This window comes from Providencia stuartii (assembly GCF_029277985.1).
GTDB classification, from domain to species: Bacteria; Pseudomonadota; Gammaproteobacteria; order Enterobacterales; family Enterobacteriaceae; genus Providencia; species Providencia zhejiangensis.
Window position 1 is genome coordinate 1,164,345 of record NZ_CP119546.1, and the last position, 17,838, is coordinate 1,182,182.

The following is a 17,838-nucleotide window of genomic DNA, read 5'->3' on the forward strand; positions in this document are numbered from 1 at the left end:
ATGCTTCTAATGAGAGTCCAAGCACTACTATTTTTAACGATCGAGCAGAATACTCATATTAGGTAACAGAATCGTCTCCGCAATGCTAAAGGTCACTGAGCCTCCCTTACCAGAGTGGAATTGTCGCGTCGTTGAACCCAAACAGTATCTAGGAGACTGCAAAAATCAACGCTCTAATTGTAATTCGTTGATCAGGTTGTACTTTCGCTAACAACGGTACCAGATAAAACTGCGATATCAGTATAGTAATAGCGTCTGTGACTAAAATAACAGTCACCAAATCTGCCGCATGCCAGTATCTAGAGACAATAAATATTGCGGTATGAATGACTCTATTTGTGTGTAAATCAGCTAACAGGGGACATTGCAAATTAGCACTATGATATAAACCTTATCTTTCAAGATGATGCAAGCCACCTGCTGGGCTCCCAGATCTTCATCAGATAGTTTTTTACATTACAGTGCTCAGCGTTTTTCTTGCATGAATGCTTAACAGTGCAAAAAGCAGAAAAGGGATGTAGAAGAGAGTAGTGAGCAGAAAGGTGATTTTTTGCGAACTCAGGTCAAAAATAATGCCGATAAGCCGTCCACTGATTGCTGCAATATTGACGATTCAGAATGATGCGCCAATGGCGCATCAATGCACCGATTTTTATTCAGAATAATATTTTTGAGTATTTAACCAAAATGTTGAAATATCTCCGAGAGTTATTGATGAATCTTCGGTGGCTAATGGTATAATATCATGATTAATATAAGTATTTTTTTGATTCTTAGATGAAGTCATTCCCGGTTTTTCAGCTAAAGCTGTAGTACTTAGGTTCAGTTTATTCAATATTTCTATGATTAATTTACCTGCATGTGGTGGGTTATATATTTTCACCAATTATGACCTTCTATCCGTTTTTAAAATGATATTGCCACTACCTAACGCTAAATGGATAGAACTTATCATTAAAAATATGATTGTTTTTTGATAGGCATTTATGAGAGTGGGCGGGTTGTTTTTAGTCGCTAACTCACCTGTTTGACATAATGGATCTTATCGGTGCCGAAAAATTGGACATTTCAGGTGGAGCCTTAAGCTAAATTACGCTATTCTATTTTTCTTAATGATTTGTCAAAAGGATTAGCGTCATGTCAGAGAAAGATACCCCAGATATGAGCGAATGCCTGCACGTTTCCTATTACCACCCTCAATGGGATGAAAAAGGAAAATGCCATTGGAAAGGGGTTGGGCTTCAACACCAATCCCTTAATCCAGAAGCCAAATGCATTGTGCCTCCAACTAAAATTATCCCAGTCATTTTTTTGCCTGGGGTGATGGGCAGTAATTTGAAGTCATCCGGTGGTGAAATTAAAGCGGGAGAACAGATTTGGCGAGGGGATAACGATATTGAAGTCTATTTAGACTGGGCTAACTTGAAAGGAGTGAAGAGGCGAGAGTTATTGAACCCTAAAACCACAACGGTCGATAACGGTGGGGTTATTAATTCAAAAGTATATTCGTTAATTACGGATGATGGTCAAGGAGATTATGGAACCTTACTTCAACCACGAAAAGAGCGGGGTTGGGGCGAAATTCTTAATTTTAGTTATGGGAATACATTGAGTGTGCTTCAAGGCGCGTTGTTAGATGATTGGCAAAAAGCCGCCAGACGGCGTGCTGATGGAAAAACGGAGTTCAGCGACAATCCGAAAGAGAATGGCATTGTGCGTCAGTTATGCAATACTGTGTTAGGCACCGAAGATGAAAACGAAGATTGTCTGACTGAAGAAGAAGCTAGTCATTTTTTGAATTTTCTCTATCCTTTGCATGTGTTTGGGTATAACTGGTTGGAAGATAATGCCGTCTCTGCTGCCAAGTTGGTGGAGTATATAGATAAAACCCTCCGATATTACCAAAGCCAAGATGGACACGGACATGGTCTTGCGATTGAAAAAGTGATTTTAGTCACTCATTCCATGGGAGGATTAGTGGCTCGTTATGCCATGAATCCGCCAGACGATGCCGAATTTAAAGGGTGTCAGGATAAGGTGTTAGGCGTTGTTCATGGCGTCATTCCGGATTTGGGGTCACCTGCCGCCTATCGCCGGATGAAAGTGGGTGGAAAACAAGAAGGATTGGCGGGCATTGTCATGGGCAAGTCTGCCGAAGAATTGATGCCGGTATTAGCCCGCGCCCCTGCGCCTTTACAGTTATTACCTGCGCCAAACTATACCAGTAATGCCCATGGAATGGGGGGGTTCAGTGTTGAAAAAGGGAATGCTGATGGGAGTGATTTAGCCTTGCCCCAAAAAGGCGACCCGTTTGGGGAGATTTATCTGAATAAAACCTTATGGTGGCGGTTGTATGAGTCCGATATCCTTGATAAAGAGGAAGCGGTTAGCCAAAATAATTGGGAAGAGTATGTTATTTTAATGAGGAAAAAAGTCCGAAGTTTTATTTCATCATTAAATGTTGCTGGTTATCATCCTAATACCTATGCATTTTATGGGTATACAAAGCCTTCCGATGGCTCCGTCAAGTGGCATATCACGTCAATCACGTACCCGAAAGATATGCATGACAGCGATAAAAAAATTCCCAATAACTACCGTGAAGTGCCTTTACCGTTTAACCGCTCCCGTCTTTATGAATTAAAAGCCTCAAATTCTGCGGGGGATGGTACGGTTCCTGTGGAATCCTTGAAAACAATCCAGCGACAAAACGGGCAGTTGATTAAAAGTGTGTTAGCCACGAATGTTGACCATCAAGGGGCTTATGAAGTCAAAAACCTTGACGATATTCATCAACGCCCTGCATTGCAATTTACCCTGCGTGCTATCGCTAAAATGGTTCAAGAGGTGCCTGCATGTTGATGAAGACCGCGTTACGCGCAATCAGCTTTTCTTTAGGCGTGGTTTTTTTTATTCCAACGTTGTATGCAAATCCCATTGTTAAAAAGGACGCTGTTATGGTTGAACCATTATTTTCGAAAACAAAACCGCAATGTGCGGGAATTTATGTGGTGGATGTTCCTGAGTCTTTTAATAATGGCACGCATAAAGCCACGTATGATGATTTTGATATTGAAAGCCAATTTATTTACCCGCCTGCATTTAAACAGCGTATTGCATTGCGTGAAGAAGCGCTTAGGAATCAAAAAACCAGTCAGAAAAATGCCCCTGCGTTGAAAGAAGTTATTCAGCTTCCCGACAATCAAGGGGTAATCTTTGATAAAAATCAAAGTGGAACAGATGATTCTTACCGAACATTAGAGGCTCATGTGTATATCAACCATATAGCCTTTATTATAACTATCGATATTCTTGATTTGTCCGCCCCTAAATATGCTAAAGATAGAGATGATTATTTAAGTTATGGATTTGCTGAGTTTAAATTGAATGACAAACCCTCTAAATTAGCGGCAATGCGTTCGTTGATTTCGCGATTAAGCGGGCGGTTAGATCATGATATTCCAACCGATAAAGGGTGGTGTATTCCTAATGGATTTATTGCGGATGATGGTAGAGAGCATGATATTGTTGTCGGATTCAGTTATAAAAACGATGATTTTCAATTCGATATAAATACATATAATACTTTTATGGCTAATGGTGACTCATTATTTAAGCGTAGTGCTGCTATTAATGATGAAGTAAAAAATTTTCATATGAAAATATTAAAAAAAGAAGCTTTAAATATTAATGGTATTCAAACGGAAGCTTTATTTTTTAAAGGTGTTCAGCCGTATGAAAAAAATAACTTACAAGTTTATGATTTTTTTCTCATTGGAAATGAAATGATTGCAAGTAAAATCAAACCTATAGTGAAGCTTGAAATTGATAGTCAATATTTACAGACGCGCTATAGCGAAGCTCAAATGGTCGAAATTTGGGATCGGATTATAGGTTCTCTACGTTATAAACCGAACGCGTTTTAATGTTTTTCTGTGCGGCAATGATTGTCTCGTTATCGCTCATATTTAACATAAATATGCTTGCATGCCCTACTACTGTAGCTCCAATTGAGTAATGTCACTTTTTGCGGCATAAAGGAGTAAACCTTTTGCCGCGATAAGGACATTCAAAATCACCTGTTTGACATAATAGATCTTATCGGTGCCGAAAAATTGGACATCTCAGGTGGAACCTTAAGCTAGATTTCGCTATCTTTTTTATTAAGGAAAATTCGAGAGGATTAGCGTCATGTCAGAGAAAGATACCCCAGAAGCCGACGAATACCAACACGTTTCCTATTACCCTCTAAATGGAATGAAAAGGGAAAAACCTGCGCCTTTACAGTTATTACCTGCGCCAAACTATACCAGTAATGCCCATGGAATGGCGTGGTTTAGTATTGAAAAAGGGAATGCTGATGGCAGTGATTTAGTCTTACCCCAAAAAGGCGACCCGTTTGGGGAGATTTATCTGAATAAAACCTTATGGTGGCGGTTGTATGAGTCTGACATCATTGATAAAGAGGAAGCGGTTAGCCAAAATAATTGGGAAGAGTATGTTATTTTAATGAGGAAAAAAGTCCGAAGTTTTATTTCATCATTAAATGTTGCTGGTTATCATCCTAATACCTATGCGTTTTATGGGCATACAAAGCCTTCCGATGGCTCCGTCAAGTGGCATATCACGTCAATTACGTACCCGAAAGATATGCATGACAGCGATAAAACAATCCCCAATAACTACCGTGAAGTGCCTTTGCCGTTTAACCGCTCCCGTTTTTATGAGTTAAAAGCCTCAAATTCTGCGGGGGATGGTACGGTTCCTGTGGAATCCTTGAAAACAATCCAGCGTCAAAATGGGCAGTTGATTAAAAGCGTGTTGGCAACGGATGTCGACCATCAAGGGGCTTATGAAGTCAAAAACCTTGACGATATTCATCAACGCCCTGCGTTAAAATTTACCCTGCGTGCTATCGCTAAAATGGTTCAAGAGGTGCCTGCATGTTGATGAAGACCGCGTTGCGCGCAATCAGCTTTTCTTTAGGCGTGGTGTTTTTTATTCCAACGTTGTATGCAAATCCCATTGTTAAAAAGGACGCTGTTATGGTTGAACCGTTATTTTCGAAAACAAAACCGCAATGTGCGGGAATTTATGTGGTGGATGTCCCCGAATCGTTTAATAACGGGACACATAAAGCTAAGTACGATGATTTTGATATTGAAAGCCAATTTATTTACCCGCCTGCATTCAAGCAACGTATTGCATTACGTGAAGAAGCGCTTAGGAATCAAAAAACCAGTCAGAAAAATGCTCCAGCATTGAAAGAAGTTATTCAGCTTCCCGACAATCAAGGGGTAATCTTTGATAAAAATCAAAGTGGAACAGATGATTCTTACCGAACATTAGAGGCTCATGTGTATATCAACCATATAGCCTTTATTATAACTATCGATATTCTTGATTTATCCGCCCCTAAATATGCCAAAGATAGAGATGATTATTTAAGCTATGGATTTGCTGAGTTTAAATTGAATGACAAACCCTCTAAATTAGCGTCAATGCGTTCGTTGATTTCGCGATTAAGCGGGCGGTTAGATCATGATATTCCAACCGATAAAGGGTGGTGTATTCCTAATGGATTTATTGCGGATGATGGAGGTCAACATAAAATAGAGGTCGGATTTAGTTATGAAAACGACGATTTACTCTTTGGAATCAATGCTAACAATACGATGATTGATAATAGTGACACTCTTTTTGGTCGAAGTGATGCAATTAATGACGCATTGAAAGCGTCAAGCATGAAAACCTTAAAAAAATATGCGTCTATGGTAAATGGTATTCCATTTGAAGCATGGCTTTTTGATGGCACTCAAAATTATGAACAGAAAACGCGACAGGTCTATGACTTCATACTCTATGCTAATGAATCTGTTGCCTCAACATCAAAGCTATTAGCAACAATAGGATTAAATAGTAAACGAAAACAAACTCGCTATAGTGAAGCTCAAATGGTCGAAATCTGGGATCGGATTATAGGCTCTCTACGTTATAAACCGAACGCGTTTTAATGTTTTTCTGTGCGGCAATGATTGTCTCGTTATCGCTCATATTTAACACAAATATGCTTGCATGCCCTACTACTGTAGCTCCAATTGAGTAATGTCTCTTTTTGCGGCATAAAGGAGTAAACCTTTTGCCGCGATAAGGACATTCAAAATCACCTGTTTGACATAATGGATCTTATCGGTGCCGAAAAATTGGACATCTCAGGTGGAACCTTAAGCTAGATTTCTCTATCTTTTTTATTAAGGAAAATTCGAGAGGATTAGCGTCATGTCAGAGAAAGATACCCCAGAAGCCGACGAATACCAATACGTTTCCTATTACCCTCTAAATGGAATGAAAAGGGAAAAACCTGCACCTTTACAGCTATTACCCGCACCAAACTATACCAGTAATGCCCATGGAATGGCGTGGTTTAGTGTTGAAAAAGGGAATGCTGATGGCAGTGATTTAGCCTTGCCCCAAAAAGGCGACCCGTTTGGGGAAATTTACCTGAATAAAACCTTATGGTGGCGGTTGTATGAGTCTGACATCATTGATAAAGAGGAGTCCATTAGTCGGGAAAATTGGTTGGCTTATTTTAATTTAATGGAGAAACCAGTAAGAAAGTTTATTTCATCATTAAATGTTGCTGGTTATCACCCCAACACCTATGCGTTTTATGGGCATACAAAGCCTTCCGATGGCTCCGTCAAGTGGCATATCACGTCAATTACGTACCCGAAAGATATGCATGACAGCGATAAAAAAATTCCCAATAACTACCGTGAAGTGCCTTTGCCGTTTAACCGCTCCCGTCTTTATGAATTAAAAGCCTCAAATTCTGCGGGGGATGGTACGGTTCCTGTGGAATCCTTGAAAACAATCCAGCGACAAAACGGGCAGTCCATTAAAAGTGTGTTAGCCACGAATGTTGACCATCAAGGGGCTTATGAAGTCAAAAACCTTGACGATATTCATCAACGCCCTGCGTTAAAATTTACCCTGCGTGCTATCGCTAAAATGGTTCAAGAGGTGCCTGCATGTTGATGAAGACCGCGTTGCGCGCAATCTGCTTTTCTTTAGGCGTGGTGTTTTTTATTCCAACGTTGTATGCAAATCCCATTGTTAAAAAGGACGCTGTTATGGTTGAACCGTTATTTTCGGAAATAAAACCGCAATGTGCGGGAATTTATGTGGTGGATGTCCCCGAATCGTTTAATAACGGGACACATAAAGCTAAGTACGATGATTTTGATATCGAAAGCCAATTTATTTACCCGCCGGCATTCAAGCAACGTATTGCATTACGTGAAGAAGCGCTTAGGAATCAAAAAACCAGTCAGAAAAATGCCCCTGCGTTGAAAGAAGTTATTCAGCTTCCCGATAATCAAGGGGTCATCTTTGATAGAAATATACCAGGACAAGATGATTTAGGTCGGGTATTAGAAGCCCATGTGTACCTCAATCATATCGCTTTTATTATTACAACTGAAATACTTGACCTTTCATCGGATAAATATACAGAAAGGAAGAAAATATATATTAATGCAGGGTTTACAGAAGCTGAAATGAATGACAAACCGACTAAATTAGCGGCAATGCGTTCGTTGATTTCGCGATTAAGCGGTTGGTTAGATCATGATATTCCAACCGATAAAGGGTGGTGTATTCCTAATGGCTTTATTGCGGATGATGGAGGTCAACATAAAATAGAGGTCGGATTTAGTTATGAAAACGACGATTTACTCTTTGGAATCAATGCTAACAATACGATGATTGATAATAGTGACACTCTTTTTGGTCGAAGTGATGCAATTAATGACGCATTGAAAGCGTCAAGCATGAAAACCTTAAAAAAATATGCGTCTATGGTAAATGGTATTCCATTTGAAGCATGGCTTTTTGATGGCACTCAAAATTATGAACAGAAAACGCGACAGGTCTATGACTTCATACTCTATGCTAATGAATCTGTTGCCTCAACATCAAAGCTATTAGCAACAATAGGATTAAATAGTAAACGAAAACAAACTCGCTATAGTGAAGCTCAAATGGTCGAAATCTGGGATCGGATTATAGGCTCTCTACGTTATAAACCGAACGCGTTTTAATGTTTTTCTGTGCGGCAATGATTGTCTCGTTATCGCTCATATTTAACACAAATATGCTTGCATGCCCTACTACTGTAGCTCCAATTGAGTAATGTCTCTTTTTGCGGCATAAAGGAGTAAACCTTTTGCCGCGATAAGGACATTCAAAATCACCTGTTTGACATAATGGATCTTATCGGTGCCGAAAAATTGGACATTTCAGGTGGAACCTTAAGCTAGATTTCTCTATCTTTTTTATTAAGGAAAATTCGAGAGGATTAGCGTCATGTCAGAGAAAGATACCCCAGAAGCCGACGAATACCAATACGTTTCCTATTACCCTCTAAATGGAATGAAAAGGGAAAAACCTGCACCTTTACAGCTATTACCCGCGCCAAACTATACCAGTAATGCCCATGGAATGGCGTGGTTTAGTGTTGAAAAAGGGAATGCTGATGGCAGTGATTTAGTCTTACCCCAAAAAGGCGACCCGTTTGGGGAGATTTATCTGAATAAAACCTTATGGTGGCGGTTGTATGAGTCTGACATCATTGATAAAGATGAATTGGTGAGTCGGGAAAACTGGTCTGAATATAGCGACCTTATGGACAACAAAGTAAGAAAATTCATTTTTTCATTGCATGAAGTAGGTTATCACCCCAATACCTATGTCTTTTATGGGCACACAAAACCGTCTGATGGCTCCGTCAAGTGGCATATCACGTCAATCACGTACCCGAAAGATATGCATGACAGCGATAAAAAAATTCCCAATAACTACCGTGAAGTGCCTTTACCGTTTAACCGCTCCCGTCTTTATGAATTAAAAGCCTCAAATTCTGCGGGGGATGGTACGGTTCCTGTGGAATCCTTGAAAACAATCCAGCGACAAAACGGGCAGTTGATTAAAAGTGTGTTAGCCACGAATGTTGACCATCAAGGGGCTTATGAAGTCAAAAACCTTGACGATATTCATCAACGCCCTGCATTGCAATTTACCCTGCGTGCTATCGCTAAAATGGTTCAAGAGGTGCCTGCATGTTGATGAAGACCGCGTTACGCGCAATCAGCTTTTCTTTAGGCGTGGTGTTTTTTATTCCAACGTTGTATGCAAATCCCATTGTTAAAAAGGACGCTGTTATGGTTGAACCATTATTTTCGAAAACAAAACCGCAATGTGCGGGAATTTATGTGGTGGATGTTCCTGAGTCTTTTAATAATGGCACGCATAAAGCCACGTATGATGATTTTGATATCGAAAGCCAATTTATTTACCCGCCGGCATTCAAGCAACGTATTGCATTACGTGAAGAGGCGCTTAGGAATCAAAAAACCAGTCAGAAAAATGCCCCTGCGTTGAAAGAAGTTATTCAGCTCCCCGATAATCAAGGGGTCATCTTTGATAAAAACCAAAGTGGTTCAGATGATATATATCGTCAATTAGAGGCTCATGTATATCTTAATCAAATCGCTTTTATTATTACTTCAGACTTTAGAGATTTTTCGGATAAAAAGCATGAAGAGCGAAAAAAACAATATTTAGCTAGAGGTTTTACTGAGGCGGAATCAAATCAGAAACCCTCTAAATTAGCGGCAATGCGTTCGTTGATTTCGCGATTAAGTGGGCGGTTAGATCATGATATTCCAACCGATAAAGGGTGGTGTATTCCTAATGGCTTTATTGCGGATGATGGAGGTCAACATAAAATAGAGGTCGGATTTAGTTATGAAAACGACGATTTACTCTTTGGAATCAATGCTAACAATACGATGATTGATAATAGTGACACTCTTTTTGGTCGAAGTGATGCAATTAATGACGCATTGAAAGCGTCAAGCATGAAAACCTTAAAAAAATATGCGTCTATGGTAAATGGTATTCCATTTGAAGCATGGCTTTTTGATGGCACTCAAAATTATGAACAGAAAACGCGACAGGTCTATGACTTCATACTCTATGCTAATGAATCTGTTGCCTCAACATCAAAGCTATTAGCAACAATAGGATTAAATAGTAAACGAAAACAAACTCGCTATAGTGAAGCTCAAATGGTCGAAATCTGGGATCGGATTATAGGCTCTCTACGTTATAAACCGAACGCGTTTTAATGTTTTTCTGTGCGGCAATGATTGTCTCGTTATCGCTCATATTTAACATAAATATGCTTGCATGCCCTACTACTGTAGCTCCAATTGAGTAATGTCACTTTTTGCGGCATAAAGGAGTAAACCTTTTTCCGGATAAGGACATTCAAAATCACCTGTTTGACATAATGGATCTTATCGGTGCCGAAAAATTGGACATCCCAGATGGAACCTTAAGCTAGATTTCGCTATCTTTTTTATTAAGGAAAATTCGAGAGGATTAGCGTCATGTCAGAGAAAGATACCCCAGAAGCCGACGAATACCAACACGTTTCCTATTACCCTCTAAATGGAATGAAAAGGGGAAATTTAGTTTTTTTAGATAAAAGTGGGTTATAGATAGAAAGTAACCAAAAACCTTCTTGACTTTAAGCTATGCGCTCGCTTAAGTGGCAAATATTCCCGTAAAGTCTGTTGTGCCTGTTTAGATTGGAGCGAACGCCGTTTCCATTTAGGTGGCTATATCGGCGCTGCGTTATTTACACTTTACCAATCTAAAGGTTGGTTAACTCGGCATATAGGTTATCGTGAAGTGACGATTAACGAAAAAGGCTATGCTGCTTTTAAGACCCATTTTGGCATTTAAGTTGTTTCTCTAATCCATTAATAATAAGTTCAAGGCCAAATAAAAAGGCGGGTTCTGCTCCTTGATTATCTAATAACTCGATAGCTTGTCGTAGTAATGGGGGCATAGTATCTGTGGTAGGGTGTTCTCGTTCTTCTTTAGCTGCTTGATGCTCTTGATCTTCTAATACACAGCCTAAAGTAAAATGGCCAACGGCACTAAGTGCGTACAATGCGTCCTCTAAAGAAAAACCTTGCTGACATAAAAATGCGAGTTGTTTTTCGATAGTGTCATACTGTTTTGTTGTTGGTCTTGTCCCTAAATGTACTTTTGCCCCATCACGATGGCTTAATAAAGCACATCGAAAACTTTTAGCGTTATTACGTAGGAATTCTTGCCAGCTTTCTCCTTCTAAAGGACAAAAATGCGTATGGTGCCTATCTAACATTTCAATGGCTAATTCATCGAGTAAAGCCCGTTTATTTTTTACGTGCCAATATAATGTAGGCTGTTCTACACCCAATTTTTGAGCCAGTTTACGCGTTGTTAGCCCCTCTATTCCAACCTCATTAAGTAGCTCTAGTGCACTATCAATGACTTTGCTTTTATCTAATCTAGACATTATTAACTCCTAATTTATGATTGACACTCTATCACTGATAGAGTTATTTTACCACTCCCTATCAGTGATAGAGTTGAGTGAAATGAACAAATCAGCAAAGATTGCATTGGTAATTACGTTACTCGATGCCATGGGGATTGGCCTTATTATGCCAGTCTTACCCACCTTATTACGTGAATTTATTGCGCCAGAAAATATTGCCAATCATTTTGGTGTGTTGTTGGCTTTATATGCATTAATGCAAGTTATTTTTGCACCTTGGCTTGGAAAGATGTCTGACCGATTTGGTCGTCGTCCCATTTTATTATTATCACTCCTTGGTGCGTCTTTGGATTATTTATTATTGGCTTTTTCAAGCGCGCTTTGGATGTTGTATTTAGGGCGTCTATTATCAGGAATTACGGGAGCGACTGGAGCCGTCGCCGCATCAGTAATAGCAGATACCACGTCATCTTCTGAACGAGTGAAATGGTTTGGTAGGTTAGGGGCAAGTTTTGGTATTGGACTCATAGCTGGCCCCATTATTGGTGGATTAGCGGGGGATATTTCACCCCATAGCCCATTTTTTATTGCCGCATTTTTAAATATAACGACTTTCTTCTTTGTCATGATTCACTTCAATGAAACTGGAAAAACTGCGGAAGATGCCAATCTTAATAAAGATAAAGAGGCCGTGATTAAATCCGGTTCCGTGTCTATGACGCTCTTTAAAACGATGCCAATTTTACTGGTCATCTATTTTTCAGCCCAATTGATTGGACAAATTCCAGCAACAGTATGGGTGCTGTTTACTGAGAATCGCTTTGGTTGGAACAGTATGATGGTTGGTTTTTCATTGGCTGGACTTGGTTGTTTACATGCTCTATTTCAAGCATTTATAACTGGAAAAATTGCCAAAAAGTGGGGGGAGAAAACAACGGTACTTGTAGGATTTATTGCAGATAGTAGCGCTTTTATTTTTTTAGCATTTATTTCAGAAGGATGGCTAATTTTTCCTGTTTTAATTCTGCTTGCTGGCGGGGGGATTTCATTACCAGCATTACAGGGGGCGATGTCGGTTCAAGCAAATCATCACCAGCAAGGTGCATTACAAGGGTTATTAGTCAGTTTGACGAATGCAAGTGGTGTTATCGGTCCTTTAATGTTTGCGCTTATTTATAATCAAACTCTCGCTATTTGGGATGGTTGGGTTTGGCTAATAGGATTGATGCTCTATTTGATTATCATTTTATTGTCGATAAGCTATATGCCAAAGCGTGCAAATGCACTTTAAGCATTAATATGCAGAAAATCTGCGCTTAATCATTCAAAGAATGGCACGATTTGAGATTTATTATGGTGTGTTTTTTTGTGAAATCAGTAAGGGCAATGCATGTTCTTCTCCCCAGCTTTTGAGTAACAACAGAATAGGTTTTAGAGATTGACCTTTTTCTGTCAGGCTATACTCAACTTTTGGGGGGACGACAGGAAAGACTTCTCGGTGAATTAATCCCGCTGATTCCAACTCGTGTAATTGTTTGGTGAGTATACGATGAGTCATAAATTTGAGGCGACGTTGTTATTCCTTAAACCTCAACGTTTGGTCAGTAAGCTAGTAAAGGGTCATGCCTTTCCCTTTACCATCAATCAGTTTTAATGAAGCTTCGACGGGCAGCCATCATATTCATAAGTATCATAGCGAGGTTTTTTACAGTACTCATTATGTGCCTATATATCAAAAATGTACGTACTTGTTAAAGAGGTAGTATTGGTTATGATATCAACTTTCCCATTGTTATTGCTGTTATTGATAGGATAAAAGTTATGTCAATCATTGATGTCGCTATGAAACGTTATTCAACAAAATCATTTGATCCAACTAAAACCATTTCTGATGATGTGGTTGAAAAACTTAAACAGTTGTTAAGATACAGCCCTTCTAGTGTTAATATCCAACCTTGGTATTTTATTATTGCGCAAAGCAGTGACGCTAAACAACGCATGGCAAAATCAACAGCAGCTAATTATGCGTTTAATACTCCAAAAATACTTGATGCGTCTCATGTCATCTTATTCTGTAGCAAAACTAACGTTGATACAGCTTATATGAATAAGATACTTGAACAAGAAGCATTCGATGGCCGTTATGCATTAGATGAACATAAAACGATGATGGCAGGAGCAAGGGATTTCTTTGTGAATTATCATCGAAATACGCAAAAAGACTTGTCTCAATGGCTGAAAAATCAAACTTTTATTAACTTAGGAAGCTTTTTAATGGGGGCTGCTGCGTTAGGTGTGGATGCAGTACCAATGGAAGGTATGGATTTTGCTATTCTTGATCGCGAATTTACGCTGACTGAACAAGGGTTAGAGCCTATTGCGATGGTTGCTTTAGGATACCGTGCTGTCGATGATTTTAATGCTGAGTTAACCAAGTCGCGTTTACCTGAAAAAGAGATCATGACCGTTATTTAAATAAACATAACTCTTCTTTAATGTAAAAGGTAAGTCATTAATATGAATTACCTTTTTGTTTTTTTAGTGAATGACGCGATAAGTCATGTAGCGTGTAAAAGTTATCTGTTTTTAGATGCATTATTATTTATTGTTCTTTTTTATCATGTGTTTTTATTATTTATATTTCTGTTATCATCTATTAAAGATGATTTAGATTTAATTTATTCTGTTTTCATCAATATAAAATGTTTTAACAGTCTGTTATTTTAAGATGGCTAAATTTTATTATTTTAATTTAATGGTTTTAAATTTTAAAAAATAGATTAAAATTTTAAACGTATTAAAGATAAAAAACGAAACCTGTTCTCTTTTAGATAAAAGCGTTTTATTCAAAAAATGACCAGCAATGTTATTATTTTAATACTTATTCTAATAAAAATATCTTCTCAGCTGTGATTAGATTATGCCTGTGTTCATTGGCAGTGAAGGATACCGTTGTTGATGATGTTATTATGATAATTACGTTCATCGTCAGCAACAATAGCAACGTCTTTTATGTATTTATCTCATAGAGCCATAGTTATTATTGGAGTTGTAAGATGAAAAAAACGATCCGCCAAGTGACATTCGATTTATTACGTGAATTGGATATCACGACTATTTTTGGAAATCCTGGCTCGACAGAAGAAACATTCCTTAAAGATTTTCCGAGCGATTTTCGTTATATCCAAACTTTACAGGAAGCCTCAGCCGTTGCGGCAGCTGATGGTTATGCGCAAGCGACACGTAAAGTTGCTTTAGTCAACGTGCATACCTCCGCTGGACTGAGTAATGCAATGAGTAACATCTTAACGGCTTATATGAATAGAACGCCACTCATTGTCACTGCGGGTAACCAAACTCGTGAAATGTTACTTATGGAACCATGGCTGACAAATATTGAACCGGAAACCTTACCTAAACCATGGGTTAAATGGAGCTATCAACCTGCACGGGCGGAAGATGTTCCCGCGGCATTTATGCGTGCATACGCAATGGCGCTTCAACCACCGGCAGGCCCTGTTTTTTTATCGATTCCTCTGGATGATTGGGACAAAGCGGCTTTAGAAGAGCACGCCGTTGTGCGTTCTATACCACAGCGTATCGGTTATGACCCTGTACGTTTGGAAGAGTTTGCTGATGCTATCATGGCTGCCAAAAATCCGGTTTTGATTTATGGTTCAGCGATTGCTCGTGGGCAAGGATGGGATGCAGGTATCAAACTTGCTGAAAAATTAAATATCCCTGTTTGGGCCGCCCCAGCTTCAGAACGTCCTGCTTTTCCTGAGACTCATCCTCTTTATGCGGGAGGGTTACCATTTGCGATTAAACCTTTATCAGAAAAGTTGCAAGGGCATGACTTAGCGGTGGTCATTGGTGCGCCTGTTTTTCGTTATTATCCTTATGTATCAGGTCATTATATTCCTGAAGGGTTACGTTTATTGCATATAACGGATGATCCTATTGAAATAGGCAGAGCGCCAGTCGGAGACAGTCTTTTAAGTGATGCAGTCTTAGCGATTGAAGGTTTAACTGAGCTTGTTAGCCCAAGAACGGCCCCATCACAAACAATTATTAAACAAACCCATAATATGGCTCCACATCCAGCAGCCGTTGAGCCAGAAACGCAGCAATCTGTATTGAGCGCAGCAGCGTTATTTCGAACCTTGAGAGCTGTTTCTCCAAAAGAAACAATCTTGGTGGAAGAATCGCCATCTAATTTAGGCGAATTACATCGTGAATGGCCGATAGAGACTCCTGATTCTTTTTATACTTTTGCGAGTGGATCTTTGGGATGGAATTTACCTGCGAGTGTCGGTATTGCTCTTGGAGAGAAGGATAGTGGTCGTAATAGGCCTGTAATGGCAATTATTGGCGATGGTTCAATGCAATATTCCATTCAAGGGCTTTGGAGTGCAGCGCAACAGCAATTACCCATTATATTTGTGATCCCTAAAAATGATGAATACGCCATTTTGAAATCATTTTCGGTATTAGAGCAAACGCCGGGAGTGCCGGGTCTTGATATCCCAGGGCTGGATATTGTTTCATTAGCGAAAGGTTATGGTTGTTCTGCCGTTAGGGCTGAAACAATAGAACAGGTTAAAGCCGCATGTGAGGACGCATTTAAGCGGGAGGGGCCTACGGTGATTGAAGTTCCTATTTTGCCTTCAATTCCCCCATTGATTTAACCAATAACAGCGTGTTTTTATGCATTAAATCTCTTAATCTCCCTCTTAAAGTTGTTGTTTAACTTTAAGAGGGAGCTTTATTTTTGAAAAGGATGACTGAGTAAATAAATTAAATTTAAGTATAATGGCGTTATGTTATTTTTTTAAACTTAACAAAAAGTCATGATAAATAGCGATAAACTGATTTTTTTGCTCTGCAATTTGTTTAATATTTTTTGCATGTATTGCAATATGCATGAACCAGCCATTTAGTAAGTTTTTTAGCACGTCATCACTGTAATCTTTCAGCTGATGTTGTTGAATTAATTCACCGATAATTGCATTGACCCGACCTGAAGTATATTCCAGATTCATTTTTTCGAGCTCATTCCAACCAATGACAGGCATGACTTCTTGAATAGGAATAAGTGTATGATTATTAGCAATAATATAATCAAGGTAGCACTCAAAAACACGTTCTAAAGCTGACCAACCATCCATTAAATCTACGTTTGTTGTGATGTAATTATCAATAATAGTGAGTTGTTGTTTATAGCAAGCACAGAGCAGCTGCTTTTTATTTTTAAAGTGGTGATAAAAAGCACCTTTGGTTACCAAGGCTTTTGCTGAAATCTCATCGATTGAAACCGTTTGATAGCCTTTTTCTACAAATAAGATTCGTGCTGAATCTACCAGTAATTGGTGAGTGCTTTTAAAATTTTTTTGTTGCTGATTTCTATTTTCCATGATAGATATAAAAATAACATACCGACAGTATGTTAATAATATCACGATGGTATAGCCGTGACAATCTTGAAAGCATTTAGGTTATTTTATGTATATTGAACAGCACTCTCGCTATCAAAATAAAGCCAATAGCATCCAATTACGATGGGACGATGAACAGTTTCATATAACTGTTATTAAAGATGTTTTATTATGGATAGAGCATAATCTAGATCAATCTTTATTGCTTGATGATGTTGCAAATAAAGCCGGTTATACTAAGTGGTATTTTCAGCGCTTATTCAAAAAAGTGACGGGAATCACTTTAGCGGCTTATATTAGAGCTCGTCGTTTGACTAAAGCGGCTGTGGAGCTAAGGTTAACTAAAAAGACGATTTTAGAAATAGCGCTAAAATACCAATTTGATTCACAGCAATCTTTTACTCGCCGATTTAAATATATTTTTAAGGTTACTCCAAGTTGTTATCGACGAAATAAATTGTGGAATTTGGATGCTATGCAGCCTCCTATTAACTTTGATATTAACTACTTAGCTATTCCGCAAATTGTTGATTGTCTACCATACACTTTATATGTTAAAGACTATCAATATTTGTCTTCACTCGATGAAGTTGGGTTGTTGCATGAAAGTATCAGAGAAACATTTTGGGCTGATTTTTTTAAATCCACTAATTTAAAAATAAAAGAATGCTATGTGCTGATCGACTACCAAAAAACGGAAAAGAGGTCACACATGGTGCAGGTTTTTTATCAAATAGGATTAAAGGCAACAGATTCTATCGTTGATAAGAAAGAATTTAGGGAAATTAATTTACCAAGTGGTAAGTACGCTAAATTCTCATTTAAAGGTTCTTTAGCTGAGTATCGTGATTTTAACTTAAATCTTTACCTTTACTCGCTTCCTTCTTTAGGGTTATTTCGCCGTGAGGGGGAGGATATTGAAAAGTATATTAATCAAAAAGAAAATGTTGAATTTCCCTTAAATGACATTGAAATCGAATATTTTGTTCCTATCTATTAAGTTACCAA

General features: G+C 38.7%; 15 protein-coding genes and 2 pseudogenes. 13 read left to right on the forward strand and 4 right to left on the reverse strand.

The window, feature by feature from the left end:
* Nucleotides 1–652: 652 nt before the first annotated feature.
* On the reverse strand, nucleotides 653–883 hold the full coding sequence (locus P2E05_RS04990) for a hypothetical protein (protein ID WP_272658080.1): 231 nt from the start codon (nucleotides 881–883) through the stop codon (nucleotides 653–655).
* A gap of 254 nt (nucleotides 884–1,137) precedes the next feature.
* Between P2E05_RS04990 and P2E05_RS04995 the strand changes: the two genes are divergently transcribed.
* From P2E05_RS04995 to P2E05_RS05035, 9 genes and pseudogenes are all read left to right on the forward strand, one after another.
* Nucleotides 1,138–2,862 (forward strand): lipase family alpha/beta hydrolase, encoded by a 1,725-nt coding sequence (locus P2E05_RS04995; protein ID WP_276123031.1) that lies wholly within the window; start codon nucleotides 1,138–1,140, stop codon nucleotides 2,860–2,862.
* Nucleotides 2,856–3,926, forward strand: coding sequence for a T6SS immunity protein Tli4 family protein (locus tag P2E05_RS05000; protein WP_250000095.1), 1,071 nt, complete (start codon nucleotides 2,856–2,858; stop codon nucleotides 3,924–3,926). The genes P2E05_RS04995 and P2E05_RS05000 overlap by 7 nt, the downstream gene beginning before the upstream one ends.
* 265 nt (nucleotides 3,927–4,191) lie before the next feature.
* Complete coding sequence (locus P2E05_RS05005) at nucleotides 4,192–4,950, forward strand: acetyltransferase (protein ID WP_276123032.1); 759 nt, start codon at nucleotides 4,192–4,194, stop codon at nucleotides 4,948–4,950.
* Nucleotides 4,944–6,014, forward strand: coding sequence for a T6SS immunity protein Tli4 family protein (locus P2E05_RS05010; RefSeq protein ID WP_276123033.1), 1,071 nt, complete (start codon nucleotides 4,944–4,946; stop codon nucleotides 6,012–6,014). Before P2E05_RS05005 ends, P2E05_RS05010 begins: the two co-directional genes overlap by 7 nt.
* A gap of 265 nt (nucleotides 6,015–6,279) precedes the next feature.
* Complete coding sequence (locus P2E05_RS05015) at nucleotides 6,280–7,038, forward strand: acetyltransferase (RefSeq protein ID WP_276123034.1); 759 nt, start codon at nucleotides 6,280–6,282, stop codon at nucleotides 7,036–7,038.
* Nucleotides 7,032–8,102, forward strand: coding sequence for a T6SS immunity protein Tli4 family protein (locus P2E05_RS05020; protein WP_276123035.1), 1,071 nt, complete (start codon nucleotides 7,032–7,034; stop codon nucleotides 8,100–8,102). Before P2E05_RS05015 ends, P2E05_RS05020 begins: the two co-directional genes overlap by 7 nt.
* A gap of 265 nt (nucleotides 8,103–8,367) precedes the next feature.
* Complete coding sequence (locus P2E05_RS05025; RefSeq protein WP_276123036.1) at nucleotides 8,368–9,126, forward strand: acetyltransferase; 759 nt, start codon at nucleotides 8,368–8,370, stop codon at nucleotides 9,124–9,126.
* Nucleotides 9,120–10,190, forward strand: a complete 1,071-nt coding sequence (locus tag P2E05_RS05030; protein ID WP_276123037.1) for a T6SS immunity protein Tli4 family protein — start codon at nucleotides 9,120–9,122, stop codon at nucleotides 10,188–10,190. Before P2E05_RS05025 ends, P2E05_RS05030 begins: the two co-directional genes overlap by 7 nt.
* A 430-nt stretch (nucleotides 10,191–10,620) precedes the next feature.
* Nucleotides 10,621–10,812: pseudogene (locus P2E05_RS05035) on the forward strand (transcriptional regulator); the annotation flags it as partial.
* Here P2E05_RS05035 and tetR read toward each other — a convergent pair.
* The gene (gene tetR / locus P2E05_RS05040; protein ID WP_272658018.1) at nucleotides 10,790–11,413 is read right to left on the reverse strand and encodes a tetracycline resistance transcriptional repressor TetR; all 624 of its coding nucleotides are present in this window, start codon (nucleotides 11,411–11,413) and stop codon (nucleotides 10,790–10,792) included. The pseudogene P2E05_RS05035 and the gene tetR sit on opposite strands and share 23 nt — an antisense overlap.
* Before the next feature lie 82 nt (nucleotides 11,414–11,495).
* On the opposite strand from tetR, the gene tet reads away from it, so the two are divergent.
* A complete protein-coding gene (gene tet / locus P2E05_RS05045) occupies nucleotides 11,496–12,686 on the forward strand; it encodes a Tet(A)/Tet(B)/Tet(C) family tetracycline efflux MFS transporter (protein ID WP_272658019.1) in 1,191 nt (396 codons plus the stop codon).
* A 60-nt stretch (nucleotides 12,687–12,746) separates the two neighbouring features.
* On the opposite strand, the pseudogene P2E05_RS21910 reads toward tet, so the two are convergent.
* Nucleotides 12,747–12,953 (reverse strand): annotated as a pseudogene (locus P2E05_RS21910) (winged helix-turn-helix transcriptional regulator); the annotation flags it as partial.
* A gap of 263 nt (nucleotides 12,954–13,216) precedes the next feature.
* On the opposite strand from P2E05_RS21910, the gene nfsB reads away from it, so the two are divergent.
* Nucleotides 13,217–13,870 carry an oxygen-insensitive NAD(P)H nitroreductase gene (nfsB, locus tag P2E05_RS05055; protein ID WP_154623990.1) on the forward strand — a complete coding sequence of 218 codons (654 nt, stop codon included), beginning with the start codon at nucleotides 13,217–13,219 and terminating at the stop codon, nucleotides 13,868–13,870.
* 581 nt (nucleotides 13,871–14,451) lie between these two features.
* The gene (gene mdlC / locus P2E05_RS05060) at nucleotides 14,452–16,083 is read left to right on the forward strand and encodes a benzoylformate decarboxylase (protein ID WP_272658021.1); all 1,632 of its coding nucleotides are present in this window, start codon (nucleotides 14,452–14,454) and stop codon (nucleotides 16,081–16,083) included.
* 135 nt (nucleotides 16,084–16,218) lie between these two features.
* On the opposite strand, the gene P2E05_RS05065 is transcribed toward mdlC, so the two are convergent.
* A complete protein-coding gene (locus P2E05_RS05065; RefSeq protein WP_272658022.1) occupies nucleotides 16,219–16,809 on the reverse strand; it encodes a TetR family transcriptional regulator in 591 nt (196 codons plus the stop codon).
* 88 nt (nucleotides 16,810–16,897) lie between these two features.
* On the opposite strand from P2E05_RS05065, the gene P2E05_RS05070 reads away from it, so the two are divergent.
* Nucleotides 16,898–17,830 (forward strand): helix-turn-helix domain-containing protein, encoded by a 933-nt coding sequence (locus tag P2E05_RS05070; RefSeq protein ID WP_154623111.1) that lies wholly within the window; start codon nucleotides 16,898–16,900, stop codon nucleotides 17,828–17,830.
* Nucleotides 17,831–17,838: the final 8 nt, after the last annotated feature.